The 23,907-nt window shown below is 64.0% G+C and carries 27 protein-coding genes; 11 read left to right on the forward strand and 16 right to left on the reverse strand.

Going from position 1 to position 23,907, the window contains the following annotated elements; genetic code table 11:
• The first annotated feature begins 288 nt into the window (after positions 1 to 288).
• The 5 genes from LQ788_RS16595 to LQ788_RS16615 all read left to right on the forward strand — a co-directional run bounded on the left by LQ788_RS16595 (position 289) and on the right by LQ788_RS16615 (position 5,500).
• Positions 289 to 1,857, forward strand: coding sequence for a sodium-dependent transporter (locus LQ788_RS16595; RefSeq protein WP_231442876.1), 1,569 nt, complete (start codon positions 289 to 291; stop codon positions 1,855 to 1,857).
• Positions 1,857 to 1,961, forward strand: coding sequence for a methionine/alanine import family NSS transporter small subunit (locus LQ788_RS16600; protein ID WP_139468130.1), 105 nt, complete (start codon positions 1,857 to 1,859; stop codon positions 1,959 to 1,961). Before LQ788_RS16595 ends, LQ788_RS16600 begins: the two co-directional genes overlap by 1 nt.
• 245 nt (positions 1,962 to 2,206) lie before the next feature.
• Positions 2,207 to 3,298, forward strand: a complete 1,092-nt coding sequence (locus LQ788_RS16605; protein ID WP_231442878.1) for an S-(hydroxymethyl)mycothiol dehydrogenase — start codon at positions 2,207 to 2,209, stop codon at positions 3,296 to 3,298.
• Entirely contained in the window at positions 3,298 to 3,969 is a 672-nt protein-coding gene (locus tag LQ788_RS16610; protein ID WP_231442880.1) for an MBL fold metallo-hydrolase, read from the forward strand. Before LQ788_RS16605 ends, LQ788_RS16610 begins: the two co-directional genes overlap by 1 nt.
• A 220-nt stretch (positions 3,970 to 4,189) precedes the next feature.
• A complete protein-coding gene (locus LQ788_RS16615; protein WP_275902087.1) occupies positions 4,190 to 5,500 on the forward strand; it encodes an amino acid permease in 1,311 nt (436 codons plus the stop codon).
• Here LQ788_RS16615 and LQ788_RS16620 read toward each other — a convergent pair.
• From LQ788_RS16620 to LQ788_RS16635, 4 genes are read right to left on the reverse strand one after another with little or no spacing between them, the layout of a single operon-like run.
• Complete coding sequence (locus tag LQ788_RS16620) at positions 5,470 to 6,474, reverse strand: hypothetical protein (protein ID WP_231442884.1); 1,005 nt, start codon at positions 6,472 to 6,474, stop codon at positions 5,470 to 5,472. The two genes, LQ788_RS16615 and LQ788_RS16620, sit on opposite strands and share 31 nt — an antisense overlap.
• Positions 6,475 to 6,481: 7 nt before the next feature.
• Positions 6,482 to 7,012 carry a 2-C-methyl-D-erythritol 2,4-cyclodiphosphate synthase gene (ispF, locus tag LQ788_RS16625; protein ID WP_231442886.1) on the reverse strand — a complete coding sequence of 177 codons (531 nt, stop codon included), beginning with the start codon at positions 7,010 to 7,012 and terminating at the stop codon, positions 6,482 to 6,484.
• On the reverse strand, positions 7,009 to 7,950 hold the full coding sequence (locus LQ788_RS16630) for an IspD/TarI family cytidylyltransferase (RefSeq protein WP_317207071.1): 942 nt from the start codon (positions 7,948 to 7,950) through the stop codon (positions 7,009 to 7,011). Before LQ788_RS16630 ends, ispF begins: the two co-directional genes overlap by 4 nt.
• The gene (locus LQ788_RS16635; RefSeq protein WP_009883639.1) at positions 7,887 to 8,369 is read right to left on the reverse strand and encodes a CarD family transcriptional regulator; all 483 of its coding nucleotides are present in this window, start codon (positions 8,367 to 8,369) and stop codon (positions 7,887 to 7,889) included. Before LQ788_RS16635 ends, LQ788_RS16630 begins: the two co-directional genes overlap by 64 nt.
• Before the next feature lie 322 nt (positions 8,370 to 8,691).
• Here LQ788_RS16635 and LQ788_RS16640 point away from each other — a divergent pair, with 322 nt between their 5' ends.
• Entirely contained in the window at positions 8,692 to 9,276 is a 585-nt protein-coding gene (locus LQ788_RS16640) for a hypothetical protein (RefSeq protein WP_231442890.1), read from the forward strand.
• Positions 9,277 to 9,418: 142 nt separating this feature from the next.
• Here LQ788_RS16640 and LQ788_RS16645 read toward each other — a convergent pair whose 3' ends face one another.
• Both LQ788_RS16645 and LQ788_RS16650 read right to left on the reverse strand, forming a co-directional pair.
• Positions 9,419 to 10,102 (reverse strand): response regulator transcription factor, encoded by a 684-nt coding sequence (locus LQ788_RS16645; RefSeq protein WP_231442892.1) that lies wholly within the window; start codon positions 10,100 to 10,102, stop codon positions 9,419 to 9,421.
• Positions 10,099 to 11,475 carry a sensor histidine kinase gene (locus LQ788_RS16650; RefSeq protein ID WP_231442894.1) on the reverse strand — a complete coding sequence of 459 codons (1,377 nt, stop codon included), beginning with the start codon at positions 11,473 to 11,475 and terminating at the stop codon, positions 10,099 to 10,101. The genes LQ788_RS16645 and LQ788_RS16650 overlap by 4 nt, the downstream gene beginning before the upstream one ends.
• 216 nt (positions 11,476 to 11,691) lie before the next feature.
• Here LQ788_RS16650 and phoU point away from each other — a divergent pair, with 216 nt between their 5' ends.
• The gene (gene phoU, locus LQ788_RS16655) at positions 11,692 to 12,354 is read left to right on the forward strand and encodes a phosphate signaling complex protein PhoU (RefSeq protein WP_231442896.1); all 663 of its coding nucleotides are present in this window, start codon (positions 11,692 to 11,694) and stop codon (positions 12,352 to 12,354) included.
• Positions 12,355 to 12,393: 39 nt separating this feature from the next.
• Here phoU and LQ788_RS16660 read toward each other — a convergent pair whose 3' ends face one another.
• Positions 12,394 to 13,344: an EamA family transporter gene (locus LQ788_RS16660; RefSeq protein ID WP_231442898.1), complete on the reverse strand. Its 951-nt coding sequence runs from the start codon at positions 13,342 to 13,344 to the stop codon at positions 12,394 to 12,396.
• A gap of 71 nt (positions 13,345 to 13,415) precedes the next feature.
• On the opposite strand from LQ788_RS16660, the gene LQ788_RS16665 reads away from it, so the two are divergent.
• Positions 13,416 to 14,333: a LysR family transcriptional regulator gene (locus LQ788_RS16665; RefSeq protein ID WP_231442900.1), complete on the forward strand. Its 918-nt coding sequence runs from the start codon at positions 13,416 to 13,418 to the stop codon at positions 14,331 to 14,333.
• 15 nt (positions 14,334 to 14,348) lie between these two features.
• Here the strand turns inward: LQ788_RS16665 and LQ788_RS16670 are convergent, their stop codons facing one another.
• The gene (locus tag LQ788_RS16670) at positions 14,349 to 15,092 is read right to left on the reverse strand and encodes a phosphoglyceromutase (RefSeq protein ID WP_231442901.1); all 744 of its coding nucleotides are present in this window, start codon (positions 15,090 to 15,092) and stop codon (positions 14,349 to 14,351) included.
• Positions 15,093 to 15,249: 157 nt separating this feature from the next.
• Here LQ788_RS16670 and LQ788_RS16675 point away from each other — a divergent pair, with 157 nt between their 5' ends.
• Positions 15,250 to 16,323 carry a bile acid:sodium symporter family protein gene (locus LQ788_RS16675; protein WP_231442903.1) on the forward strand — a complete coding sequence of 358 codons (1,074 nt, stop codon included), beginning with the start codon at positions 15,250 to 15,252 and terminating at the stop codon, positions 16,321 to 16,323.
• Positions 16,320 to 16,922: a GNAT family N-acetyltransferase gene (locus LQ788_RS16680; RefSeq protein WP_231442904.1), complete on the forward strand. Its 603-nt coding sequence runs from the start codon at positions 16,320 to 16,322 to the stop codon at positions 16,920 to 16,922. Before LQ788_RS16675 ends, LQ788_RS16680 begins: the two co-directional genes overlap by 4 nt.
• Positions 16,923 to 16,925: 3 nt before the next feature.
• Here the strand turns inward: LQ788_RS16680 and LQ788_RS16685 are convergent, their stop codons facing one another.
• From LQ788_RS16685 to LQ788_RS16715, 7 genes are all read right to left on the reverse strand, one after another.
• On the reverse strand, positions 16,926 to 17,282 hold the full coding sequence (locus tag LQ788_RS16685; RefSeq protein WP_231442907.1) for an iron chaperone: 357 nt from the start codon (positions 17,280 to 17,282) through the stop codon (positions 16,926 to 16,928).
• The gene (locus LQ788_RS16690; RefSeq protein ID WP_231442915.1) at positions 17,279 to 17,797 is read right to left on the reverse strand and encodes a YbjN domain-containing protein; all 519 of its coding nucleotides are present in this window, start codon (positions 17,795 to 17,797) and stop codon (positions 17,279 to 17,281) included. The genes LQ788_RS16685 and LQ788_RS16690 overlap by 4 nt, the downstream gene beginning before the upstream one ends.
• 34 nt (positions 17,798 to 17,831) lie before the next feature.
• The gene (locus tag LQ788_RS16695; RefSeq protein ID WP_231442917.1) at positions 17,832 to 19,253 is read right to left on the reverse strand and encodes a glycosyltransferase; all 1,422 of its coding nucleotides are present in this window, start codon (positions 19,251 to 19,253) and stop codon (positions 17,832 to 17,834) included.
• A 9-nt stretch (positions 19,254 to 19,262) separates the two neighbouring features.
• Complete coding sequence (locus tag LQ788_RS16700; RefSeq protein WP_231442919.1) at positions 19,263 to 20,078, reverse strand: alpha/beta fold hydrolase; 816 nt, start codon at positions 20,076 to 20,078, stop codon at positions 19,263 to 19,265.
• Between the two features lie 21 nt (positions 20,079 to 20,099).
• Positions 20,100 to 20,429, reverse strand: coding sequence for a DUF2516 family protein (locus tag LQ788_RS16705; protein WP_231442921.1), 330 nt, complete (start codon positions 20,427 to 20,429; stop codon positions 20,100 to 20,102).
• A 188-nt stretch (positions 20,430 to 20,617) separates the two neighbouring features.
• Positions 20,618 to 21,115 carry an AzlD domain-containing protein gene (locus LQ788_RS16710; protein WP_231442922.1) on the reverse strand — a complete coding sequence of 166 codons (498 nt, stop codon included), beginning with the start codon at positions 21,113 to 21,115 and terminating at the stop codon, positions 20,618 to 20,620.
• On the reverse strand, positions 21,112 to 21,960 hold the full coding sequence (locus tag LQ788_RS16715) for an AzlC family ABC transporter permease (protein ID WP_231442924.1): 849 nt from the start codon (positions 21,958 to 21,960) through the stop codon (positions 21,112 to 21,114). Before LQ788_RS16715 ends, LQ788_RS16710 begins: the two co-directional genes overlap by 4 nt.
• Before the next feature lie 65 nt (positions 21,961 to 22,025).
• Here LQ788_RS16715 and LQ788_RS16720 point away from each other — a divergent pair, with 65 nt between their 5' ends.
• The gene (locus LQ788_RS16720) at positions 22,026 to 22,646 is read left to right on the forward strand and encodes a helix-turn-helix domain-containing protein (protein WP_231442926.1); all 621 of its coding nucleotides are present in this window, start codon (positions 22,026 to 22,028) and stop codon (positions 22,644 to 22,646) included.
• Positions 22,647 to 22,736: 90 nt separating this feature from the next.
• On the opposite strand, the gene LQ788_RS16725 is transcribed toward LQ788_RS16720, so the two are convergent.
• Positions 22,737 to 23,885, reverse strand: a complete 1,149-nt coding sequence (locus LQ788_RS16725; RefSeq protein ID WP_231442928.1) for an FUSC family protein — start codon at positions 23,883 to 23,885, stop codon at positions 22,737 to 22,739.
• Positions 23,886 to 23,907: the final 22 nt, after the last annotated feature.

The following is a 23,907-nucleotide window of genomic DNA, read 5'->3' on the forward strand; positions in this document are numbered from 1 at the left end:
AAGTCTACCGGGGACAGGCGGTGTGGTGCCGCCTGCGCGAACATCAGGATGCGCGGACGACTATGAGGTGTCCAACATTTGATACGAGACTGTTACTCAGCTCACGTGACTTGCGGCACGTTTCACAGAATCTTCCCAGTAAGCTGGAGGACGGGCAAAGAAACCGCGCCAGTTCCACCCCGAGGAGAACTCTCGGAAGCGGTACGCTAGCTTGCCGACGGCACGGTCACAGCAGACTGCCCCATCGGCATCAGCCTCACAACAATGTGGTTGGACAGAAAGGACATCATGTCTTCCACCAAAGCACCCCAGAGGGAGGTCTTCGCCACCCGCGGCGCGTTCATCTTCGCAGCCATCGGCTCGGCAGTCGGCCTCGGCAACATCTGGCGCTTCCCGTACATCACTTACGACAACGGCGGCGGCGCCTTCATCATCCCTTACCTCGTCGCACTTCTGACAGCCGGCATTCCGCTGCTGTTCTTCGACTACGCGATGGGCCACCGCTCACGCGGCTCAGCCCCGTTGGCCTTCCGGATGGCGTCGAAGGTCGCCGAGCCCATCGGCTGGTTCCAGACCGGTGTGGCCTTCTTCATCGGCATCTACTACGCGGCCATCATCGGCTGGGCCGGCTGCTATATGTTCTTCTCGCTCAATCAGGCGTGGGGCGATGACGCCACCGGGTTCTTCACCGAGACGTTCCTCCATGCCAGTGACCCGGGCATCTCGTTCGAGTTCGTCCCCGGGATCCTCATTCCGATCGTCCTCGTGTGGATCGCCACGCTGGGAATCCTTCTGGCAGGCGTGCAGAACGGCATCGCGCGGTTCTCGAAGATCTTCATCCCGCTGCTGGTCGTCCTGTTCCTCGCGCTCGTCGTGCGGGCGCTGTTCCTGCCGGGCGCCTTCGACGGCATCGACGCCCTGTTCACCCCGGACTTCGCGGCACTGACAGATCCGGCAGTATGGATCGCGGCATACGGGCAGATCTTCTTCTCGCTGTCGATCGCCTTCGGCATCATGATCACCTACGCCTCCTACCTGAAGAAGAAGACGAACCTGACCGGTGCCGGGCTCGTCGTCGGCTTCTCGAACTCGGCGTTCGAGATCCTCGCCGGAATCGGTGTCTTCGCCGCTCTGGGCTTCATGGCCGCGGCACAGGGCACGCAGGTCTCCGAGGTCGCCGACAGCGGCATCGGACTCGCGTTCATGGCGTTCCCGACACTGATCTCGGAGATGCCCGGAGGTGCGCTGTTCGGCTTCGCCTTCTTCGCCTGCCTCGTGTTCGCCGGACTGACGTCGATAATCTCCATCGTGCAGGTCCCGATCCAGGCTGTGCGCGAGAAGTTCGGCCTCGGCGACAAGGCATCGACCTGGCTCGTCGGCGGAATCATGGCGGTCATCTCGATCCTGCTCATGCCCACCGTCACCGGCCTCTACGTCCTCGACACGATCGATGCCTGGGCCAACAACATCGGCATCGTCGGCGGTGCCGTCGTCGCGCTCATCTCCATCGGCTGGATCGCCCGCAGGCTGCCTGTCCTGCGTGATCACCTCAACGCGATCTCGAGCTTCAAGGTGGGCTGGTTCTGGATGATCATCCTCGGCGGTCTCACGACCATCGTGCTCATCTACATGCTCATCACGCAGATCATCACCTATTCGACCGAGGGCTACGAAGAGTACCCGGCCGTACTGACCGGCACCTTCGGCTGGGGCATGATCGGACTGCTGATCATCGCCTCGATCGTCCTGACTCTGATCAAATGGCCCCAGAAGACGCTCGATGCTGCTGAAGCGGCCGTCGCGGATTCTGTGGCCGAAGAGAATCGCAGAAACATCACTCACGGAGGAGAAAACTGATGGGCACCTCAGCAATCATCATGATGGTCATTGCCATGGTCACCGTGTGGGGCGGCCTCGGCGCCGCGATCATGCACCTGCGCAAGCACCCGGACGAGGAGTGAGCACGGCCAAAGGGCAGTGATCTCACACTGACGATCCGATAGCACGGAGGCGGTTCGACACCTGATTTCAGGGGTCGAACCGCCTCCTTTGCTCTGCCTTCCTGCGGACCGGAATTCTCATTCGGTGAGCGCACTGGTCGTGAGCGCCATGCCTGGTTAGGGTGGGGGCTGTACGAACTCATCGTCGGGCGAACTCAGCCGTTGACAACGCATTGAGCACAACGCCCAGAGCACTAGGAGACGCAATGCCACAGACTGTCAAAGGTGTCATCTCCCGTAGCAAGGGGGCGCCGGTCGAACTCACCGACATCGTCATCCCCGATCCGGGTCCGGGCGAGGTCATCGTCGATGTGAAGTCGTGCGGCGTCTGCCACACGGACTTCCACTATCGTGAGGGCGGAATCAGCGACGACTACCCGTTCCTGCTCGGCCACGAATCAGCCGGCACCGTCTCAGAAATCGGTGAAGGAGTCACCGACGTCGAGGTGGGCGACTTCGTCATCCTCAACTGGCGTGCCATCTGCGGCGAGTGCCGGGCCTGCAAGCGCGGGGAACCCTGGTACTGCTTCGACACCCACAACGCCTCCCAGAAGATGACGCTGCCCGACGGCACCGAGCTCGAAGCCGCTCTGGGCATCGGCTCCTTCGCAGAGAAGACCCTGGTCGCGGCCGGACAGTGCACGAAGGTCCCCGAAGCCGACCCTGCAGTCGTGGGTCTGCTGGGCTGCGGCGTCATGGCCGGAATCGGTGCCGCCATCAACACGGGAGAGGTCACCCGCGGCAAGTCCGTGGCCGTCATCGGCTGCGGCGGCGTCGGCTGCTCGGCCATCGCCGGTTCTGCGCTGGCCGGTGCCGGCACGATCATCGCCCTCGACCTCGATGACACGAAGCTCGAGTGGGCCAAGGATCTCGGTGCCACACACACGGTCAACACCCGCGGCAAGAGCGAGGACGAGGTCGTGCAGGCGATCCAGGACCTCACCGGCGGCTTCGGCGTCGATGTCGCCATCGACGCTGTCGGTCGCCCCGAAACCTGGCGTCAGGCCTTCTACGGTCGCGATCTCGCGGGCACTGTGGTGCTTGTGGGCGTGCCGACTCCGGAGATGGAGCTCAGCGTGCCGCTGCTCGACGTCTTCGGCCGAGGCGGCCGCCTGAAGTCCTCCTGGTACGGCGACTGCCTGCCTGAGCGAGACTTCCCGATGCTCGTCGACCTGTATCAGCAGGGCCGCGTGCCCTTGGAGAAATTCGTGTCCGAACGCATCGGACTCGGCGACGTCGAGGAGGCATTCGAGAAAATGAGTCAAGGCAAGGTACTGCGATCGGTGGTGGAATTCTGATGACGGCAATCGAACATCTGGTCACGTCCGGAACGTTCTCGCTCGACGGCGGAACCTGGGATGTCGACAACAACGTCTGGATCATCGGCGACGACTCCGAAGTCATCGTCATCGATCCCGCTCACGACGTCAACGCCATCGCGGAGAAGGTCGGAGCGCGAGAGGTCAAAGCGATCCTGCTCACCCACGGTCACGATGACCATGTGGGAGTCGTCCGCGACTTCGCTCATCGTGTGGGCAACCCGCCAGTCCACCTCAATCCCGAGGACCATATCCTCTGGGACATGACCTACGAGGGCTACCGGCCCGATGCGGAGATCACCCACGGCGACACCTGGCACGTCGCTGGGGTCAGGATCAAGGCACTGCACACGCCGGGCCACTCCCCCGGTTCGACCTGCTTCTTCATCGAAACAGGGCTGCCGATCCCCGCCTCGGCGGGTGCCGGCAGTGCCGTCGGGCCTGTTCTCTTCTCCGGAGACACCCTGTTCAACGGAGGCCCGGGAGCCACCGGGCGTTCCCATTCGAGCTTCGACACGATCATCGCCTCGATCAGGGACGTCCTGTTCAAGCTCCCCGACGCCACCATCGTCCTCACCGGACATGGTGAGCCGACCTCGATCGGCGCCGAAGCACCGTCCTTGGAAGAATGGGTCAAACGCGGAGAGTGAGAGCCTCAACCCTCTGATTCGCCGAGGTGGCGCTTGAGTCTCCCGGTGGGAGATGCCGTGGTCGCAATTCTGCGACCACGGCATCTCTACGTTTGGGGTCGGAGGTTAGAATCATCTGGTGCCTGAATCTCAATCACCGCTTTCGCCCGAACCCGCAGACCCATCATCAGCAGCACCGACGCCTGATGTCGCGGGAGGCGGGGCCGGCCTCAAAGTCGGAATGAAGCCGCGCCATCTGGTCATGATGAGCCTCGGATCGGCGATCGGAGCCGGCCTCTTCGTCGGTTCCGGTGCTGGTGTCCAGGCCGCAGGACCAGCCGTCCTCATCTCCTATGTGGTCGCCGGACTCATCGTCATCTTCGTCATGCGCGCCCTCGGCGAGCTGGTGGCCGCTGATCCGAACCCGGGGGCATTCTCCCACTACGCGGGCCGAGCCATGGGACCTGCCGCCGCATTCGCCGTCGGCGCACTGTGGTGGGTCCAACTCTGTCTCGTCGTCGCAGCCGAGGCCACGGCCGCAGCGCAGATTGCGGCCAGCTATGTGCCGTCGATTCCGCAATGGGTCATCGCCCTGGCCATCATGGTCATCTTCACCGCAATCAACCTCACCACCTCGGGCAGCTTCGGGGAATTCGAGTTCTGGTTCTCCCTCATCAAGGTCGCCTTCGTGACCCTGTTCCTCGTCCTCGGTGCCGCGTACCTCTTCGGCTGGACGCCTGCAGAACCACCGACAGCGGTCTTCACCGACGGCTTCATGCCCACGGGTCTCCCGGGAGTCGCGGCAGGACTCCTCGTCGTGGCCTTCGCCTTCGGCGGCATCGAGATCGTGGCAGTCGCCGCGGCCGAGACCGCGAACCCGCGCCGCAGCGTGACTCAGGCGATCAAGACCATCGTGTGGCGCATCCTGTTCCTCTACATCGGTTCCGTGGCGATCATCGTCCTGGTCCTCGACTGGAAGGACGAGCGGCTGAGCGAGTCGCCGTTCGTCGCCGTGCTCGACACCGCCGGGCTCCCCTTCTTCGCATCGCTCCTGGCTGCGGTCATCGTCATCGCGCTGCTGTCGTCGATGAACGCGAACATCTACGGCGCATCCAGGATGGCCTTCTCCATGTCCGAGCGGAAGATGCTGCCGGCAGGTCTGAGCCGTACGACCAAACGCGGTGTGCCGCTGGCCGCGGTGCTGGCCACCTCGGCGTTCGGTTTCGTGGCAGTGGGACTCAACTACTTCTGGGCCGCCGAGGTGCTCGGGGTGCTGCTCAACATCGTCGGGTCCACGCTCATCGTCACCTGGGTCGCGACCCTGGTCTCCCAGATCATCATCCGCCGCCGGGCCGAGGCCGCAGGCCAGGAGCTGCCGTTGAAGATGTGGCTCTTCCCCTGGCTGTCCTATGCGACGCTGGCAGGCATCGCCGTGATCATCATCCTCGGTCTGACCGTGGAGTCCGTGCGCATCCAGATACTGGGCACCTTGGTCTTCACCGCGGCGCTCTACGGCATCGGCTACCTGGTCACGCGCAAGCGCAGGGCCTGAATCAGTTCCCTCAGCGCGGGACCCGCGTCTCGTCCGGGGTTTCGCTGCGCGTCCCGTCCTGGTGCACGTCGGGTCAGCTGTCTGACCCACCCCTCGAGCATGTCGAGGGTCTGCCCCTCATGGCGGGCGAAATGTCGGCCCGCATACTCGCCGACGTCGATGGGGACGAGGAGTTCCAATGCGTCGAGGACGAGTCCGGCACCCCAAGGCATCTCCGGTGGACGAACACCGGAGACGGCGTACACAGCCTCGGCGGAGGCCTGAGCGGGCCGTCGCAGATGCGTTCTCAGATCCGTCCAGCTGCCCTCGCGAACACTCAGCTCCGCGACGTAGGGGATGAAGACTGCTGGTGGAGCGGAGACCAGAGCGGCTGGAACGCCGACGATGAGGCCACCGCCGAGTCCGTGCCGGAGGCGCCGCACAGGTTCCCGACGGCCGCTGGCCATGAACACCGGCATTCCCAGCGGCTGCCAGTAGCGGACCGTGCGTTCAGCTGTCCGCTCCGACAGGAGTGCAGGCGAGAAGACGAGGATCTCGGAGCCGGGGAACATCGACGCCGCAATGTCTCGGTCGCCGTCGACCTGGCTGGTGATCGCAATGGTGCTCGGACGAAGCACAGAGATGGAGGCCGCAACCGATTCATCGAGGTCCCCAGGCCGTGTGGTGAGCACAAGGAGATCCCACGATTCTTCACTCACCGTGGCCCAATCGACCACGGGCACCCGGCGTACCGCCCCTCGCCCATTGGAGCGCACTCGGCGCGGGTATGCGACGTCTCGCGGGGGCACAGTGCCTCGTGGGCGCACGGTGTCTCGCGGGGGCACAGTATCTCGCGAGCGCACGGTGGTTGGAGAGTTCAGGGTTTCAGAACCCGCATTCGTCGAGCGGGAGACCACGACAGTTTCGTGACGTTGGCCGAACAGTGCTGCGGCTGCGATGCCGATCGCCCCGGCACCTTGGAACACGATCTTCATGCCGTGCTCACTGTTGCGTTGGTGCCGGTTCGGATGCCACCGTCTCGCTTCTGTCAGCAGGGTAGACGAGCGCGTTCGCGATGGCTGCGACCCCTTCGCCTCTGCCTGTCAGGCCGAGTGCATCGGTCGTTGTCCCGGACACTGACACTTCGGCACCAGCTGCTGCCGACAGTGCTCGCTGAGCATCATCACGCCTGGTGCCGATCTTCGGTCTGTTGCCGATGACCTGGACGGAGACATTGCCAATCTCGAAGCCCGCCGCGCGAACCTGACGTGCAGCCTCGGCGAGGAGGGTGACCCCGGAGGAACCAGCGAATTCAGGCCGATCGACTCCGAAGTGCAGCCCCAGGTCACCGATACCTGCAGCCGAGAACAACGCGTCACAGCACGCATGCGCGGCGACATCGGAATCGGAGTGGCCCTCGAGCCCACGTCCGCCCGGCCAATGCAGTCCCGCGACCCAGAGCTCACGCGCCGGATCCTCGGAGTAGGCGTGCACGTCCACACCGATACCGGTACGCGGAATCACCATAGTCATCGTCGCTGTCCTCTTTCGTTCAGTGTGCTGCCTGCTGCGCCGCGATTCGCGGCGCCGCTGATCTGTTCATCGCGCATCTTTGCGATGTGCTCGCCGAGCACGAGGTCGAGCGGGTAAGTGATCTTCAATGCTTCCTCGTCACCGTCAACTGAGATGACATCGACGCCGAGGCGCTCAACGAGTCCAGCATCGTCCGTGGCAGTCAGTGCCCCAGGGCCTGCAGTGGCCAGGTCGTCTTCGTACTTCTCGTGTGCTCGGCGCAGGCTGGATGCGGCAAAGCCCTGTGGTGTTTGAACCCTGCGCAGTCGTGAACGGTCGAGATCACCGTGGAGGACCTCAACGGTTGGTAAGTTCTGGTCGACTTCGGCTCCGGAATCGACCACAACTTGCCAACCGTTGGCTTCTGCCGGACGGTTCTCTGCGCGGCGAACGGTGTCGGTCATCGGCAGGACCGGGACGACCGCCTCGGCGCCGGCGCGGACAGCTGCGACCACACGCCGGAAGACCTCGGGTGGGGTCAGCGCACGGGCAGCGTCGTGGACAAGAACGACATCAGCGCCACCAGCGTATTTCAAGGCTAATTGCACAGATTCGATTCGATCATTTCCACCTGCTACAACTGTGATTGAAATGTCAGAATGCTCAGTTCCGGAATCTGTCTGCATCGATTCTGCAATGGAAGTGATTTCACTGCGAGCACGCATTAAAAACTCCTCGGGAGCAGCAACCACAATTGTGGAAGCAACTCCCGAGGAGATGATCGCCTCAAGACTGCGAACCAAAAGGCTCTTCCCGTTCAGCTGAACGAGGGCCTTCGGGTCTGCACTGCCCAAGCGTGATCCCGACCCTGCGGCCGGAACGATGACGCAGGTACTCAGGACGCGAGCACTTCGTCCAGAATGGCCTCGGCCTCGGATTCCTCTTTCTTCTCGGCCAATGCGAGTTCGGAAACGAGGATCTGTCGAGCCTTGGACAACATGCGCTTCTCACCGGTCGACAGGCCGCGATCCTGCTCGCGACGCCACAGGTCACGAACGACTTCGGCGACCTTGATCACGTCACCGGACTGCAGCTTCTCAAGATTCGCCTTGTAGCGACGAGACCAGTTGGTGGGTTCCTCAACGAATTCGGCGCGGAGGACGTTGAAGACCTTCTCGACACCTTCTTCACCGACGACATCTCGCACGCCGACGAGATCGCAGTTTTCCGCGGGAACCTCGATGACTAGATCACCATGGGCGACCTGGAGCTTGAGGTACAGTTTCTCCTCACCTTTAATGGTTCGTTTTTTGATATCTTGGATTGTCGCTGCACCGTGATGTGGATAGACAACTGTGTCGCCGACCTCGAAACTCATATTCTCTTCAAACCCCTTTCGCGGACCTCCAGTTTACCATGAGGCGCGCCACAGAAATCGTTCAGGGTAGGGATTCTTCGTGCTAGGCTCCGCTGCGCGCCGTCACGCCCAGCGCCTCATCACGGGCAATGCCGAGAACTCAGGGCAGAAACTATTTCACCTCGGCCCGGACACTGCCTCCCTCCACGTGCATACTCCGAGTGCCTACTCCACCGTGCGTACTCTCTCCTTCGATCTCACTCGGACGCGTTCCGGGTTCTACGGCCGGTCAAAAACCGGGTAGTATACAGATTGATCTTGTATTGCCACTTCAAGGAGCAAAATGAAACGGCACAACCGCGCGGCACTCGCAGTTGCCGCACTCGCTCTCGTCATTCCCGTCAGCGGATGTGCAAGCCTGCTGTCACCTCACCAGACTGCCGAGTATCACTACAACGCCGGTGACGGCGCCTGGGGTTCGGTCGGAGACGTCGAGGTTCGCGGAATGATGCTCATCATGGACGAGTCAGGCGAGGGCCCTGCCCAGCTGTTCTACACGCTCATCAACAAGGGCGATTCAACTGCGTCGGTGTCCATCGACGTCGGCGAGAAGAAGCAGAAGGAGTCGGTCAAGGCCGGCGAGACCTACGTTCAGGACCCAGAGAGCTCGGCGTCGTCGTCATCGAAGCCGGTCATCGTGGACGGCCTCAAGGCACAGCCCGGCGACCTGGCCGATATCACCGTCACAGTCGGCGACGACGAGAAGACGATCCGGACCCAGGTCCTGTCGAATTCCCTGCCCTACTACGAACAGTACGTACCGACCGAAAAGCCCTCAGAGTCGCCCAGCGAAGATGCGTCTCAGCCCAATGGCGACGCATCTCAGTCCGGTGAGCAGAGCGAGTCAGCAGTCGGAGTCAACGGCTGAGCACAGCCGCACGAGAGCTGACAGTCAAGAAGGAGCCGCCCACATGGGCGGCTCCTTCTTGACTGTCAGGTGACTCTGCGCGAGTGGCCGGTTACTCTGAGGGTGGCCGGTGACTCTGTGGGCGGTCAGACGCCTCGAGTGATCAGGCTTCGAACTTGTAGCCGAGCCCACGCACCGTGGTGAGCAGACGCGGTTCCGAGGGATTCTGTTCCACCTTGGCGCGCAGACGCTTGACGTGGACATCGAGGGTCTTCGTGTCCCCCACGTAGTCCTCGCCCCAGATACGGTCGATGAGCTGACCTCGTGTCATGACTCGACCCGAGTTGCGGATGAGGATCTCGAGGAGCTCGAACTCCTTCAGCGGCATCGACAGCTCTTCGCCGCGAACACTGACGACGTGGCGTTCGACATCGATGCGGACGCCCCCGGCCTCGAGCACCGACTCATCGTCAAAGCCCTCCGACTCGACGTTGCGTCGCAGCACCGCACGCACCCTGGCGAGCAGCTCACGCGAGGAGTACGGCTTGGTCACGTAGTCGTCGGCGCCGAGTTCGAGTCCCACCACCTTATCGATCTCCGAGTCCTTGGCGGTGAGCATGATGATCGGCACACTGGACTTCGCGCGCAGCTCTCGGCACACCTCGGTGCCGGAGACTCCCGGCAGCATGAGGTCGAGCAGGACGAGGTCGGCGCCGTTGCGGTCAAACTCTGCAAGAGCCTTCAAACCGTCATCGGCAACAGTCACCTCATAACCTTCTTTACCGAGCAGGTACGAGAGTGGGTCCGAGAACGAATCCTCGTCCTCGACAAGCAGAATTCGAGTCACGTCTTGAGCTTCCTTTGTTCGCTTCCGGTTTCCAAAACCTGGGTTGTCTCATTCTCCACTGTGCTGACACCCTTGTCACCGTCAACGTCATTGTCACCGTCAACTTCAGCGTCTCCGTCGACGTCTGTGCCATCGTCAGCGGGCTGTTCGGTGACGTCATCGGCTCCGGCTCCAGCACCCGCTTCCGCCCGTGCCGAGTGCTCGAGCAGGACCCCATCCGGCGCCGAGGAGGATGCCTCGTCATCGGTGACCGTCCCTGCCAGCGGCAGCACGATCGTGAACGTCGAGCCTTTGCCGAGTCGGCTCCAGACCTTCACCTCTCCGCCGTGTGTGGCGATGATGTGCTTGACGATGCTCAGCCCCAAACCGGTGCCGCCGGTGATGCGCGACCGTGCCGGGTCGACACGGTAGAACCGTTCGAAGACCCTCTCCGTGTCCTGAGTGGAGAGTCCGATGCCCTGGTCAGTCACGGAGATCTCGACGCGTTCGTCGACGAGTTCGACACCGACGCCGATCCGGGTCCCATCGGGTGAGTAGTTGATGCCATTGTCGATGAGGTTGCGCACCGCGTTGACGAGGAGTTCGTAGTTGCCTTCGATGAGCATCCGACCAGGAGGCGAGACCTCGATGTGGATGTTCTTACCCTCGGCGCGCGTGCGGGCACGATCAGCGGCATCATCGACCACCTCGGCGGCGGAGATCTTCTCCGTTGCAGACGGGGCCGTGTGGTCCTGCACCCGGGAGAGGTCGATGATCTCCTGCACCAGCTGGGTCAGGCGCTTCGACTCGCGCTGCATGCGTCCGCCGAAGCGTTCGACAGCCTGCGGATCGTCGGAGAAGTCAGTGACCGCCTCGGCGAGGAGGGCCATCGCGCCGATAGGGGTCTTGAGTTCGTGGGAGACGTTGGCGACGAAGTCACGGCGAACGGCATCGACGCGCTTGGACTCGGTCTGGTCGTCACAGAGGACGAGGACGAAGTTCGTGCCCAAGGGGGCCACTCGAGCATGGAGGAAGCGCAGAATCGAGTCAGTCTGCTCACGTTTCTGCTCGAGTTCGATCTCTTCGATGAGGCCGCGCGAGCGCACCCGTCCGACCATGCGCAGCATCTCAGGGGAGGCGAGAGAATGCCCTCTGACCAGACCGAAGGTGTAGGCGGCCGGGGAAGCTTTGACGACATCGTCGCCGGCATCGAGGACGATCGCGGCCGAGGGCAGCACGGCCAGAACCTCGGCGATGCCTTCGGGCAGGTCATCCTCTGAATGCAGATCGGCAGCGTCACGGGAGCGTTCGCTGAAACGAAACGCCAGAATTCCCGCTATGCCAAGTCCCAGACCGACGATGCCGGTCAGGACCGCTACGATCAAGAGGTCCACGTCATCAAGCTTATGCGCAGTCTGCTTCACAGACGCACCGAATCGGCCTCAGAACGCCGCTTTTGCCGAGGAATTCACCTACACGCCAGACAACGTTCACCCAATCGTGTCAAGCTGGCACAGTGTGCCTGTCCTGACCGGACAGCTGTCCGCCCCGGGACACCATGAGGCACGTCAGCCTCACCAGAGATCCACGAGATTAAGGAACCGTTGTCAATGCGCGAAGTCTTCAGAAATGAGCTGGACGACCTGGCCACGCAGCTGGTCGACATGTCCATCAAGGTACACGAGGCGATGCGCCTGGCGAACCAGGCCCTGCGCAGCAACGACCTGGAGCTGGCCGAAAAGGTCATCGAAGCCGACGCCGTCATCGACCATATGCAGTACGCCCTCGACCAGCAGGCCGCTGAGATGCTGGCCCTGCAGGCACCTGTCGCCGCTGATCTGCGCGCGGTCATCGGCTCTCTGCGGATGTCCGCCTCCCTCGAGCGCATGGGCGACCTGGCTCGCCACATCGCCCAGCAGGTGCGCATCCGCTACCCCGAGTCCGCGATCCCCGATCAGTTCTCCGACACGTTCACCCGGATGGGCGAATCAGGAGAGAAGATCGCCGAGGCGACCGAGAACCTGCTGTCGAACCCCGGCCTGACCGCCGTGCCCACGATCAACGCGATCGATGAAGAGCTCGACGAACTGCACCTGAGCATCTTCGCCAAGCTCGCCGAGGCGCCTGCCGGGTCGCTGGCACCTCGCCACATTGCCGACGTCACCCTGCTCTCGCGTTACTACGAGCGCTTCGGCGACCACGCGGTGTCCGTGTCCCAGAAGGTCGAATACCTGCTCACGGGCAACTGGGAACCGTACCTGTCGAAGAAGTGACACACGCCTGAGACTCCGAATCAGGTGTGAGTCTCCGAATCAGCCCGAGGCCGACGAATGTTCGGCCTCGGGCTTTTCGCTGGCGATGACCTTTCGTGATCGCTGCTTCGATCCCGTGATGCTGCGCGCAATGGTCTTGAGCACTCCGGTCGTGACCGCGACGCCGAGGAGCAGGAGCGCGCCCCCGATGAGTTCGGGCCCCGTGGGTCGGTCGCCGAGGACGAGCCAGGCAGAGAGCACGCCGACCAGCGGGACGAGCAGCGAGAACGGTGCGACCTGCGATGCCGGGAAGCGTGCGAGCAGCGAGTTCCAGATGACATAGCCGATGAGCGATGCGCACCCGGCGGTGTAGACGACCGAGGCCACGACGCCCCAGGTCGGGTGCGCCAGAGCATGGGCCACCTCGGCGGGGCCATCGACGAGGAGCGAGAGCACGAACAGCGGAACCGGCACAACGAGGGCCGACCACACGGTCATCTGCACGCCGTTGGTCCCCTCCTTCACTCCGCGGGCGATGACATTGCCGACCGCCCACGACAGGGAGGCCCCGAGGGCGACGAGGAAGGCCGCGATTGGGACCGAGGCCTGCAGGCTCAGCCCGATGACGCCCAGCCCGGAGAGGCCGATGAGGATGCCGATGATCTGACGTCGATTCGGGATCTCGCGCAGTGCGAGCGCGGCGACGAGGACGGTGAATGCCGCCTGGATCTGAATGACGATCGAGGTCAGACCCGCCGGAAGTCCGAGGAACATCGAGGTGTAGAGCAGGCCGAACTGGCCCGCGGACATGAACACGCCGATGAGCAGGATGCGGCGGAAGTCCCCGCGTGGAAACTTCACGAAGAAGATCGCCGGGAACACGACGAGGGTGAAGCGGGCGGCGACGAGGAGCAGCGGCGGCCAGTCCCGCAGTCCGAAGTCGATGAAGATGAAGTTGACGCCCCAGAGGACGACGACGAGCAGGGCGAGCAGGTAATGGACAGGACGCATACTTCAAGGATCCCAGCCAGTGCATCAAATTTCCATTGAATATAAATGCGTGGTTTCGTTAAAATAATTTGATGATTGACACTCTCGCCCTGCGCACACTCGTTGCTCTCGACTCGGCCGGATCCGTCACGGCGACTGCCGACGCACTCGGCTACACCTCGGCGGCCATCAGCCATCAGCTGCAGAAGCTCTCGCGCTATCTCGGGGCGCCGGTGACCGAGCGCACGGGACGCGGGATCGCTCTGACTCCGATGGGCCGTGAACTCAGCCGTCGCGGTGCCGAGCTGCTCCAGGATCTCGAAAGCCTCGAGACCGACGCCAGAGCACAGTCGGGCGAACCCCGAGGTCGAATCACGGTGGGCGGGTTCTCGACCGGCATCCGCGGGGTGCTGGTGCCGTCCCTGCCGCTGCTCAAGGACACCGCGCCGGAGCTGACGATCACCAACATCGAGGAGGAGCCCGATGAGCTCATCGACATGGTCACGGCCGGTCGGATCGACGCCTCGCTCATCTTCGACTGGCGGGAAGCTCCTCCTCAGCTGCCCTCAACATTGAATTCCGAGCTCATCGCCGTCGACCGGGCCGATATCGTCATGCACCGCGACCACCATCTGGCCGCGCGTGATCAGGTGAGTCGCCAGGACCTCCTCGGCGAGGTGTTCGTCTCGGCACCGCGCAACGGCGTGTGCCACCGCTGGCTCACCGCACTCTTCGACCCGCTCAACACCGAACCGCGGATCGAGTACTGGGCGATGGAGTACGACACCCAGATCGAGTTCGCCCGGGCCGTCGGTGCGCTTGCGCTGGTGCCGCGGCTGGGACGACCGCATCTGCCCGCCGATGTCACCGTCGTCGAGCTCGACGATCCGAGCATCGCCCGTTGGATCTACCTCGTCTGGCGGGCCTCGATGAGCGCCTCCCCGGCGATCGCCCTCCTCCTTGAGCAGATGAGGGCGGTCGCCGAGGTGGCAGCCGGTGAGGTCACGTAAGTGAGCTCCTGAGCCTCAGCGGCCCTGGTTGGCGACCTGACCGATCGCGGCCTCGGCGGCAGCGGGATCAAGGTACGTGCCGCCGGGCTTGACCGGGGTGAAGTCCTCGGTCAGCTCGTAGTGCAGCGGGATTCCGGTGGGAATGTTGAGGCCGGTGATATCGGCATCGGAGATTCCGTCGAGGTGCTTGACGAGGGCACGCAGCGAATTGCCGTGGGCGACGACGAGCACGGTGCGTCCGACGGTGAGTTCGGGCACGAGCCGGTCGTACCAATAGGGCAGGAGCCGGTCGATGACATCGGCCAGGCATTCCGTACGAGGCAGGGAGTCGCCGAGGTTGGCGTAGCGGGGGTCTCCGGCCTGTGAGAATTCCGAGGCATCGCCGAGAGCCGGCGGCGGGGTGTCGAAGGACCGGCGCCAGGTCATGAACTGCTCCTCGCCGAACTCCTCGCGGATCTCCTTCTTGTTCTTACCCTGCAGCGCACCGTAGTGACGTTCGTTGAGTCGCCAGCTGCGGTGGACGTCGAGCCACGAGAGGTCGGCGGCCTCGAGCGCCAGGTTCGAGGTGAGGATGGCCCGCTTGAGACGGGAGGTGTACACGACGTCAGGGATGAGCTCGGCCTCGCGCAGGAGCTCTCCCGCGCGCTGGCCCTCTGCCCGGCCCTTGCCGGTCAGTGTCACATCGACCCAACCGGTGAACAGATTCTTCTGGTTCCATTCGCTCTCGCCGTGGCGCAGCAGGATGAGGTTATGCGTCATGGCACTATTTTTGCACGACCGCCCCTGCGCGCACAGACTCGCCCACGGAATGAGCCTGCGGACGAGCCGTCGATGAGCCTGCGGGTGAGCACTCGAGACGTTTCTCACTATTCGGCACACCGTCTTGCATCCCGAAATGCACGGCTAGCCTGAGCTCATGTCCGACTCATCCACGCCACCAGCGGGGCCACCGCAGACCCCCAACTCTCGCTCACACTCGGGGCAGGCATCGCCGTCGCCCGCGCAGCAGCCGAAAGCTGATCGCAGTTCGATCATCGCCGTCACGGCGCTGCCGGTCCTCGTCGTCATTGCGGGAGTCCTCGGATTCCTCACCCCCGACACGTTCACGCCCCTGGCACCCACAATCACGTGGAGCCTCGGCGTCGTCATGTTCTTCATGGGGCTGACCCTGACCTTGCCGGACTTCGCCCGCATCGCCAAGAAGCCGTGGATCGCCGCCCTCGGAGTCGTCACGCAGTTCATCGCCATGCCGCTGCTCGGCCTCCTCGTCGTCACCCTGTTCAACCTTCCGGCCGAGATCGCCGTCGGCGTCATCCTCGTCGGCTGTGCACCCGGCGGCACCGCCTCGAACGTGGTGACCTATCTGGCCAAGGGCGACACCGCACTGTCCGTGTCGATCACGACGCTGTCCACCCTGCTCGCTCCGGTGCTGACTCCCCTGCTGACCCTGTGGCTGGCCGGCTCCTATATGAATGTGCCCTTCTGGTCGATGTTCGTCTCGATCTGCCAGACCGTCCTCGTGCCCGTCATCGTCGGTGTCCTGGTGCGGGTCGTGGCCTCGAAGCTCGTCGATGCGATCGCACCCGTGCTGCCGTGGCTGGCATCGGTCGCCATCGCCTACATCGTTGCCATCGTCGTCGCCGGATCCGCCGATTCCATCGCCTCAGCCGGGCTCCTCGTCCTCCTGGCCGTCATCACCCACAACGTTCTGGGACTGGGCATCGGCTACGGTGTCGCGGCCGCCTGCCGCCTGGATACGCCCACCAGACGCGCGCTGTCCTTCGAGGTCGGCCTGCAGAACTCGGGCCTCGCATCGACCCTGGCCACCACGTACTTCTCCCCCTTGGCCGCTCTCCCCGGAGCCGTGTTCAGCGTCTGGCACAACGTCTCCGGCGCACTCCTGGCCTCGCTGTTCGCACGTCGGCCCTACAGCAGTCCACCACGTGAGCAGCTCTCCGCGGACGCTCGCGCGCAGGAGTCCGTACGATGACCGAGTCCGCGATTCCGGCGGGCTTCTCCGCCTTCGCCGGGGAGACGATCACCCTCGCAGACAGGAAGTTCCTGGTACGTCGCGCCACCGCAGCAGACGTGCCAGGACTGGTGTCCCTGCTTCGCGATGACGCTCTCGGTGCCGGTCGTGAGGGGGCAGGGACCGAGGATGTTGCCGACTACCAGCACGCATTCGGTCTCATCGACTCCGACCCCAATCAGCTTCTGGTCGCGGTCGACGAGGTCACCGACAGTTCCGACGTCACCGACAGCACCGCGGAACCTCGCGTGGACAGACGGTCACAGCCTTCGGAAACAGAGTCGACTGCTCTCGTGGGCACTCTGCAGCTGACCTTGATCCCGAGCCTGTCACGGCGAGGCTCGACACGGCTGCAGATCGAAGCGGTGAGGATCGGCCCGGCCGCTCAGGGGCTTGGTCTGGGCACTGCAGTCTTCGACTGGGCCCATGACTGCGGACGTCGGTTCGGGGCCTCGCTGGCTCAGCTGACGACCGACAAGTCACGTGCGGATGCGCAGCGGTTCTATGCTCGTCTCGGCTACAAGGTCAGTCATAAAGGACTCAAACTCGATCTGAGCTGAGACTCACATCCACTTCACGCCGTCGACTTCGGCTTCGCGGATGCGGTGAGCGATCATCTGCGACAGCAGCTTGGTGGGGATCTCTCGATCGTAGTAGAGCTTGATCGAGCCCTTTCCGGTGTCGAATTCGCCCAGCTGATCGGCGAAGGCCTCTTTGGTGCTGGGGGTGAACACGAAGTTCGCGTGCTTGGCATAGCCGGCGAATACGAAGAGGATCGTGTTCAGCGAATAGGCCGGGTTCCCCCATTTGATGCCTTCCTCCGCGGTGGGCGCAGCACTGCGGCTGAGGTCGCGGAGGCGGGCCAGAAAGTCTCTCTTGTGCTCATCGTCGAACCCGGCGATGTAGTCGTCGACGTTCACGTCTGCTCCAAGAATTCGTTGTCGTCTCCGCTGAGGACGTCTTCGAAGGCAGCGAGGTTGCGCGTCGACTCCCCGCGGCTGATCCTCCATGCCCATTCCTTCTTCATGCCGGTGCGGAAGCCGATGAGCAGGAGTTCGTTGAACGAGGAGTCGGCGGTCGCCAGAATCGCGCCGAGCAGCGAGTCGAGTTCGTCCAACAGTCGGTCCCGGGGCACGCTGGCCCCCAGGTAGACATCGCCGAGCGCATCGATTCCGAAGGACACAGGCCCCGGCTTCAGGTTCTTCATCAGCAGCCACCGATTGAACTCCTCGGAGTTCTCATCCGGATGACGAATGACGAACGCCTGCAGCTGCACCGTTCGCGCTGCGATCGTGATCGACACGGTCGTCTTCAGCTTCTTCTCCCCCGGCAGGACGACGGCGATCTGAGAGTCTTCAACGGCGTCGACCTCGACCTCGTTCTCGTGGGCCCATTGCCTCACACCGGCCAGGATCGTCTCGGTGTCGTTCGTCATCTCGTGTCCTTCCGTCTGCGACTCATCGACCGCCTCAGCAGGTGCGCCCGACGAGACTCGCCGGTGTCGGTTCTTCAACGGTCGTCATGGTTGTGTGCAGCACCTGGTCCGGCACCTCGAGAGCTCCGAGCACCGCCGCTGCTGTGGCCTCCCAGTCGAATCGAGTCGAACGTTCGGCGGCATGGGCGGCGAGTTCGCTGCGGGCATCGTCATCGAGGAGCATTCGTTCGAGCGCCATCGCCCAATGCCTGGGGTTGTGGTCGGCGATGAGGACGCCGGAGTGCCCGTGTTCGACGATGTCAGGCAGACCTCCCACCGCCGAGGCGATGGCGGGCAGTCCCGAGGCCGAGGCCTCGGCCGCGACCAAGCCGAATGATTCGCTGCGTGAGGGGACGAGGAGGATGTCCGCGGCACGGTAGTAGGTGACGAGCTCGTGTGCTGGGACGGGGCGTCGCACTTCGACACTGGGTTCGGCGGCGATCGCAGTGTTCAGTCTGCTCAGGTAGGGCGTGGACCCGGTAGGAGCGTCCTGGCCCGAGACTGCGCCGAGGAGGATCCCTCGTGTCCGCGAAGCCAGGTGCGGGTTGTTCTCGCGCAGCCCCGAGATCGCGTCGACGACGACATCGGTGCCCTTGATGAACTGCATCCGCCCCACATAGAGAACGATGAATTCGTCCGGGTCGAGCCCCAGGTCGCTTCTGGCTTCGGCACGATCTCCCGGGGAGAACAGTTCGTGGTCGACACCGGGCCTGGCCACCACGACGGCGTCCGCATCGGCGCCGAGTTCGTGGATGAGGTCGCGACGCTCTGCCGGGGTGTTGGCCACAAGCAGGTCCACCGCCGAGGCGATCCTCTCCTCTGCCTCCAGACGTTGAGGTCGCTCGTGGCTGGTTTCAGAGTCACGGTTCTTGACCGCCCCGATCGTGTGCATGCTCACGACGATCCGGGGACGCTCACCGGAGCCGAGGTCTTTGGCGCGCAGCTCCTGGGCCCGCAGGCCCGCCTCGGCGGAGATCCAATAGTGGGCCCAGATCAGATCGGCCGAGGTGAAGCTCGGCTGGGCGAGGAGGAGCAGTGCGAGTTCGTCGATGGCGTCAGCAAGCTCGTCCTTGCTCGCCGCCTCGATCGGCAGCTGGTGGAGACGGACGTTCTCAGCGATCTGGAGTGTGTCGACGTAAGCGTCAAGTCCTTCGCCGCCGCCAAGCCCCATGAGGCCACCGAGCTCGTCGATGCCCTCAAGCCCGTCAAAGCTATCTCGGCTCCCGCTGTTTCCCAGCCCGGCGATGTTCCCCAGCCCATCGATGCCGCTCGGGTCAGCGGTGAAGACGTCGACGATGTGGCCGGCGGCCGCCAGAGCGCGCACCGACTGGTCGACGTAGACGTTCATGCCACCGGCATCGCCCTGGCCCGGCTGAGCCGCGGGCGAGGTATGGAGGGAGAGAACGGAGATGCGCACGGTGCCAGTTTAGCCAAAGAACTCGCCGAGGATCCGGCGAACTTCGTGGCGACCACGCCACAGGATCGAACCTGCCGGCAGGACTTCCAGACGGGAGTCGGGAATCGCGGCTGCAACCGCCTCGGCGACCTCGACCGGATGCGCCGGGTCATCGTCATGGGTGAGCACGAGCACCTCCCCGGGGAAGCGCGCCAGGGTGCCCAGCGGGTCATCGCCTGCGTTCGTGTCGACGGCGATCTCGAGCGCCAGGCCGAGCCCGTCCGACATGTCTGTGTTCACGAGGTTCTCGGCCTTCGTCTTCGTCCAGGCTCGAGCCGGCAGGAGCTCGGCCACCTCGGCGGGTTCACGCGAGAGCATGAGGTCGGTGATGGATTCGACGTCACCGGCGGAGGCCAGATCGCGCAGTCTCTCCAGGTGAGCGCGGTTGGTCTCGGCAACCTCGGCGGAGAATCCAGTGAATGAGGCAGGGAGCACGAGTGCGACCTTCTCCAGATTCTGGGCCACCGGATGGCCTGCGCTCAGCAGCCGGAGAAGCCCACCGGCGGACATCGAGACCCCGAGGGCCTGAGTCGCCGAGGTGGATGTCAGTGCCTGGGCCAGCACTTCGGCGATCTGCCCGTAGTTCCACCCTGGACCCGGTGAGGGGCGGCCGCCGTGGCCGGGGAGATGGAGGAAGTGCTTGGTTCCGCTGATGCCGGTGCCGAATGGTCGGGTGTCGCGGATTGCGCCGGCGAATCCGTGGCCGAACAGTGTGTGGGGCTCGCTACTGCCGAAGCTGGCGATGAAGTCGGTTTCGGGGCCCGGGAGGTTGAGGTCCTGTGTCATCGATGCGTGCTCGGCGCCAGCTCAGCGCCAGTTCTTCCGAGTCTGTTTGCGATTGCGCGGGTCGATGGCCTTGATCTTCGGGCGGACGTCGGTGAGGTAGACGATGCCTGCGACGAGAGCGATGAGGTTGAGGAAGATGATGCGCATTCCCATCGGCGGCAGTGCGATGAGCGCAAGCGCGAGACCGACGCCGAGGAGGATGACCCAGAACTTCTTGCTCTGTTTGTCAACGGCGCGATAGTTCTCGTCCTTGTAACGGAGGCAGTCGATAAACGCCCACAGCTGGAGGCCGAAGGCGGCGACAGACAAGGCGAGAAAGATCATCTGCTGAAAGCCAGCAATTATTTCCATGCCTCCAGCCTAGCAATCACAGTCGTTGCCGGCACTGCGTCGGTGTGGATCCTGGGCGAATCCCCACCGGCGAGTCACCCTCCGCACATGTACCGCGCCACCTCAGCACCGGCAGCGCTTCGGCTCACAGTCTCAGTGTCCACGCACTCGCGGCCCCGCGAAGTCCGAATCCGCTGCCGATCACAGCTTCACAGGATCCCGGTCAGGCGTATGCCCGCGCACACCGCCATGCCCACCAGCACGCAGATGAGCATCGGCACCCGCAGGATCGAGGCGAGAACGCCCACTCCGACGCCGATGAGCCGTGCGGGATCCGCGACGTCCTGGCCATCGAAGATCGCCGTGGTGGCGAAGACAGCACCGATGAGAACGACCGTCGCCCGATCCATCCACTTCGTCACCGTCGCCGTCGAGTCGCCCTCCGGCTCCGCCGCAGTGTCGCCCGGGTCCTCCCCCGCAGCGTCATCCTGGCTCTCCCCCGCAGCGTCATACTGGCTCTCGCCCGCAGCCTCACCCGGCGCTGAGATGCCCGGTCCGGTGTCGCCGGCCACCGCCGAGGTGGTCGTGAGCTGTCGACGTCTGCCCTTGGTGGCGATTGCCGCACCCAGCTTCACACCGGCGAAGCGCATCGCGTAGGTTCCGATGCTCAGCGCGGCGAGTGCGATGAGGAAGCTGAGAGGGTTCATCGACGCTCCTCGCGAAAGTCGGGCCCAACAACGCCGCCGCGATCGGCCGGGGCTGGTTCTTGGCTTGCAGTGCTTGGGGCTGGTTCTTGGCCTGCGGTGCTTGGGGCTGGTTCTTCACCTGTGGTGCCTGAGGAGGTACCACCTCGGCGCTTCCTGATGGCGGCTCGAATCAGCCACCCGGCGGCCACGAATACGAATACGGACAGGGACGTCACGGCTCCGAGGCCGAGCGGCAGGATCGGCGTCAGGAGGACGGCGACGAGGATGCCTGCGACCGTCAGCGTCAGTGTCGACCTGTTCTTCAGATCGCCGCGGATGAGGCAGAAGAGGATGATCGGGAAGGCTGCGTCGAGGCCGAGAAGATCGGCGTCGATGACGTTGCCGAGCCACTGTCCGACCATGGCCCCGCTCGGCCACATCAGCGCGATGGACGCGCCCATGAGCAGAAAGGCGTGCCACCGGGCCCGATCGGAGTTCACTGTGCGCGATACGGCGATCGATTCGTCATTGATCCAATGCGCGGCGATGAGCGCACGCCAGTCCTGCGGAAAGAACGGCCCGACCGCCACGCCGAATGCGAAGTTCCGCGAGTTGACCAGCAGCCCTGCCAGCACCGCCAGTATCGGGGCGCCGCCTGCCGCGATCACCCCGACGAAGGTGAACTCAGCGGCGCCGCCGAGAGCGAACATCGCCAGCAGCAGCGTCTGCCACCAAGGGAACCCAGACACCGCGGAGATGGCCCCGTAGGACAGGGCGACAGCGGTGATCGTGATCGTGACGATCGCGACATCACGATAGGCCGAGCCCGGAAGGACCCGACCAGTCGTGCGAAATACAGAACTCATGTTCTATATACTGCACATGCGTTCTTCGTTCGTCAACCAGAACGCTTTGTCGCTATAGTGAACTTATGAGCTCTCAACCACACGGCGAGGCCCTCAGGGACAGGGACATTTCGCATGCCCCGACCGACATTCCATCCGCCCCGACGCCGCGCGAACAGATCGCAGCCGCCATCAAGCGCGAGCGACTGCGGGCCGATCTCTCACTCTCCGAAGTCGCACGCCGGGCGGGGATCGGAAAATCGACCATGTCCGGGCTCGAGGCGGGCACCGGCAACCCCAGCGTCGAGACGATGTGGGCCCTGGCGGCTGCGCTCGACATCCCCTTGGCCAGGCTGCTCGATCCCCCACAGCATGAGGTTGCGCTCGTGCATGCCAAGGACCTGCCCAGCCTGCCGTCGAACACTGCGAACTATGCGGCGACTCTGCTTTCGGCATCCCCGGCCAACGCGCGACGCGACGTCTACTTCATTCAAGCCGAACCGGGCCAGCCTCGAGACTCACAGCCCCACCCGATCGGCACCGTGGAGCATGTGATCCTCGGGCAGGGCGCGGCTCGCATCGAGGTGCTCGGCGAATCCTACGAGCTCCACGTCGGCGACTACCTCACGTACCCGGGCGACCAGCCGCACAAGTTCACGGCGCTCAAGCCTGAGACCACCGTCGTGTTCATCGTCGAGAGCCGCTGAGCTCAGTCACCAGAACTCAGTCAGCAGACACTTGGCTCCTTGACCGACGCACCGAGGTCGACTGGCCGACCAGCCCCACTCGTTCGAGGCTCACTCCGCGGGTGGTTCGTCGGTGTCTCGCGTGTCTTCTTCGCTCAGTGAGGGCAGGCGGCTCTGGGCGGCATCGTTCGTCAGCCCGCAGGCTTCGAGGAGGTCGACGGCGACCGGACGCAGCAGCAGCACAAGGGACTCGTCGTGGATGTCCCAGCTCTTCTCCGCACGCGGGTCCAGGCTGGAGGCGGCCTCGGCCAGTGCCGCTTCTGCCAGAGCTCGATCAGTACCTCGGCGCAGTGCGACCTCGAGCTTCTTCGAGCCTTCCGACAGCGAGCCTACATAGCTGGCGATGATCGGCTTCTCGACTCCGAACTCGGTGATGCCCACGACTCGGCGCGCAATGACTCGAATAGTCCGCATGGCACGATCGGAATGGGTGTGGGCACGGGACAGCCGGGTCACCTCGGCGGCGTGACGCCTGCCTCTGGCGTTGATCTTCGCCGCTTCCTTCGAGATCTTGAGCGACGAGCCCCAGGAGTCGATGATGTCCTGAGTCTCACGGGCCCGGGTCAGCGCCCGTTTGGCCAATACGACGTCGGAGTCCCGCAGTGCTCGAGACATCATCTGGAGGACGGCACTGATCTCGTCGAGCATGCTCGCGGCCAGACCGCGTGGGACCTTACGGGCGTCACGCGGGAGGATGAGGGCAAGAAGGATCGCGCACACCGAACCGGTGAGGGCATCGAGGGTGCGCGGAAACGGCAGGGTCGTGGCTGTGGCGGGAACCACGACGACGTAGACGGACTGGACGGCGATCTGAGTGATGAAGATGCCGCCGGAATTGAGCATCGTGCCGATGAAGAGGCCGATGGCCAGGGTCAGCGTGAGCTGCCAGATCCCGGTGCCGTAGACGTTGACGAGGAGCTCGCCCACGAGCACGCCGAAGGTCGCACCGAAGCCGATCTCCATGGCACGCCGGAGACGACGATCCGCAACCGGACCGATGCCGACGGCAGAGGCGACGGCCGCCAAGAACGGATAAGGATGCCCGAGGACGTAGACGCAGAAGGCATAGGCCGCGGTGGCCGCGATCGGGATCTGAATCAGCTGCCCGGCGTTGGCCTGCACGCGCCTGAGACCCATCCGAGAGCGATGCACCACTGTGTTGAAGGCGCGCTGTGGCAGCTCGCTGACCTCGGATTTCACCTGCGGTCTCCCTTCGTGCTCG

This window comes from Brevibacterium zhoupengii (assembly GCF_021117425.1).
Classification (GTDB): domain Bacteria; phylum Actinomycetota; class Actinomycetes; order Actinomycetales; family Brevibacteriaceae; genus Brevibacterium; species Brevibacterium zhoupengii.

Bases quoted from the DNA above. Each gene is read 5' to 3' on its own strand.
- LQ788_RS16665 (WP_231442900.1), top strand. From the start codon at position 13,416: ATGATTGACACTCTCGCCCTGCGCACACTCGTTGCTCTCGACTCGGCC.
- LQ788_RS16660 (WP_231442898.1), bottom strand. From the start codon at position 13,344: ATGCGTCCTGTCCATTACCTGCTCGCCCTGCTCGTCGTCGTCCTCTGG.
- LQ788_RS16595 (WP_231442876.1), top strand. From the start codon at position 289: ATGTCTTCCACCAAAGCACCCCAGAGGGAGGTCTTCGCCACCCGCGGC.
- LQ788_RS16605 (WP_231442878.1), top strand. From the start codon at position 2,207: ATGCCACAGACTGTCAAAGGTGTCATCTCCCGTAGCAAGGGGGCGCCG.
- LQ788_RS16720 (WP_231442926.1), top strand. From the start codon at position 22,026: ATGAGCTCTCAACCACACGGCGAGGCCCTCAGGGACAGGGACATTTCG.
- phoU (WP_231442896.1), top strand. From the start codon at position 11,692: ATGCGCGAAGTCTTCAGAAATGAGCTGGACGACCTGGCCACGCAGCTG.
- ispF (WP_231442886.1), bottom strand. From the start codon at position 7,012: ATGACTATGGTGATTCCGCGTACCGGTATCGGTGTGGACGTGCACGCC.
- LQ788_RS16640 (WP_231442890.1), top strand. From the start codon at position 8,692: ATGAAACGGCACAACCGCGCGGCACTCGCAGTTGCCGCACTCGCTCTC.
- LQ788_RS16700 (WP_231442919.1), bottom strand. From the start codon at position 20,078: ATGACACAGGACCTCAACCTCCCGGGCCCCGAAACCGACTTCATCGCC.
- LQ788_RS16690 (WP_231442915.1), bottom strand. From the start codon at position 17,797: ATGACGAACGACACCGAGACGATCCTGGCCGGTGTGAGGCAATGGGCC.
- LQ788_RS16635 (WP_009883639.1), bottom strand. From the start codon at position 8,369: ATGAGTTTCGAGGTCGGCGACACAGTTGTCTATCCACATCACGGTGCA.
- LQ788_RS16620 (WP_231442884.1), bottom strand. From the start codon at position 6,474: ATGAAGATCGTGTTCCAAGGTGCCGGGGCGATCGGCATCGCAGCCGCA.
- LQ788_RS16600 (WP_139468130.1), top strand. From the start codon at position 1,857: ATGGGCACCTCAGCAATCATCATGATGGTCATTGCCATGGTCACCGTG.
- LQ788_RS16610 (WP_231442880.1), top strand. From the start codon at position 3,298: ATGACGGCAATCGAACATCTGGTCACGTCCGGAACGTTCTCGCTCGAC.
- LQ788_RS16710 (WP_231442922.1), bottom strand. From the start codon at position 21,115: ATGAACCCTCTCAGCTTCCTCATCGCACTCGCCGCGCTGAGCATCGGA.
- LQ788_RS16715 (WP_231442924.1), bottom strand. From the start codon at position 21,960: ATGAGTTCTGTATTTCGCACGACTGGTCGGGTCCTTCCGGGCTCGGCC.
- LQ788_RS16670 (WP_231442901.1), bottom strand. From the start codon at position 15,092: ATGACGCATAACCTCATCCTGCTGCGCCACGGCGAGAGCGAATGGAAC.
- LQ788_RS16615 (WP_275902087.1), top strand. From the start codon at position 4,190: ATGAAGCCGCGCCATCTGGTCATGATGAGCCTCGGATCGGCGATCGGA.
- LQ788_RS16705 (WP_231442921.1), bottom strand. From the start codon at position 20,429: ATGGAAATAATTGCTGGCTTTCAGCAGATGATCTTTCTCGCCTTGTCT.
- LQ788_RS16675 (WP_231442903.1), top strand. From the start codon at position 15,250: ATGTCCGACTCATCCACGCCACCAGCGGGGCCACCGCAGACCCCCAAC.
- LQ788_RS16680 (WP_231442904.1), top strand. From the start codon at position 16,320: ATGACCGAGTCCGCGATTCCGGCGGGCTTCTCCGCCTTCGCCGGGGAG.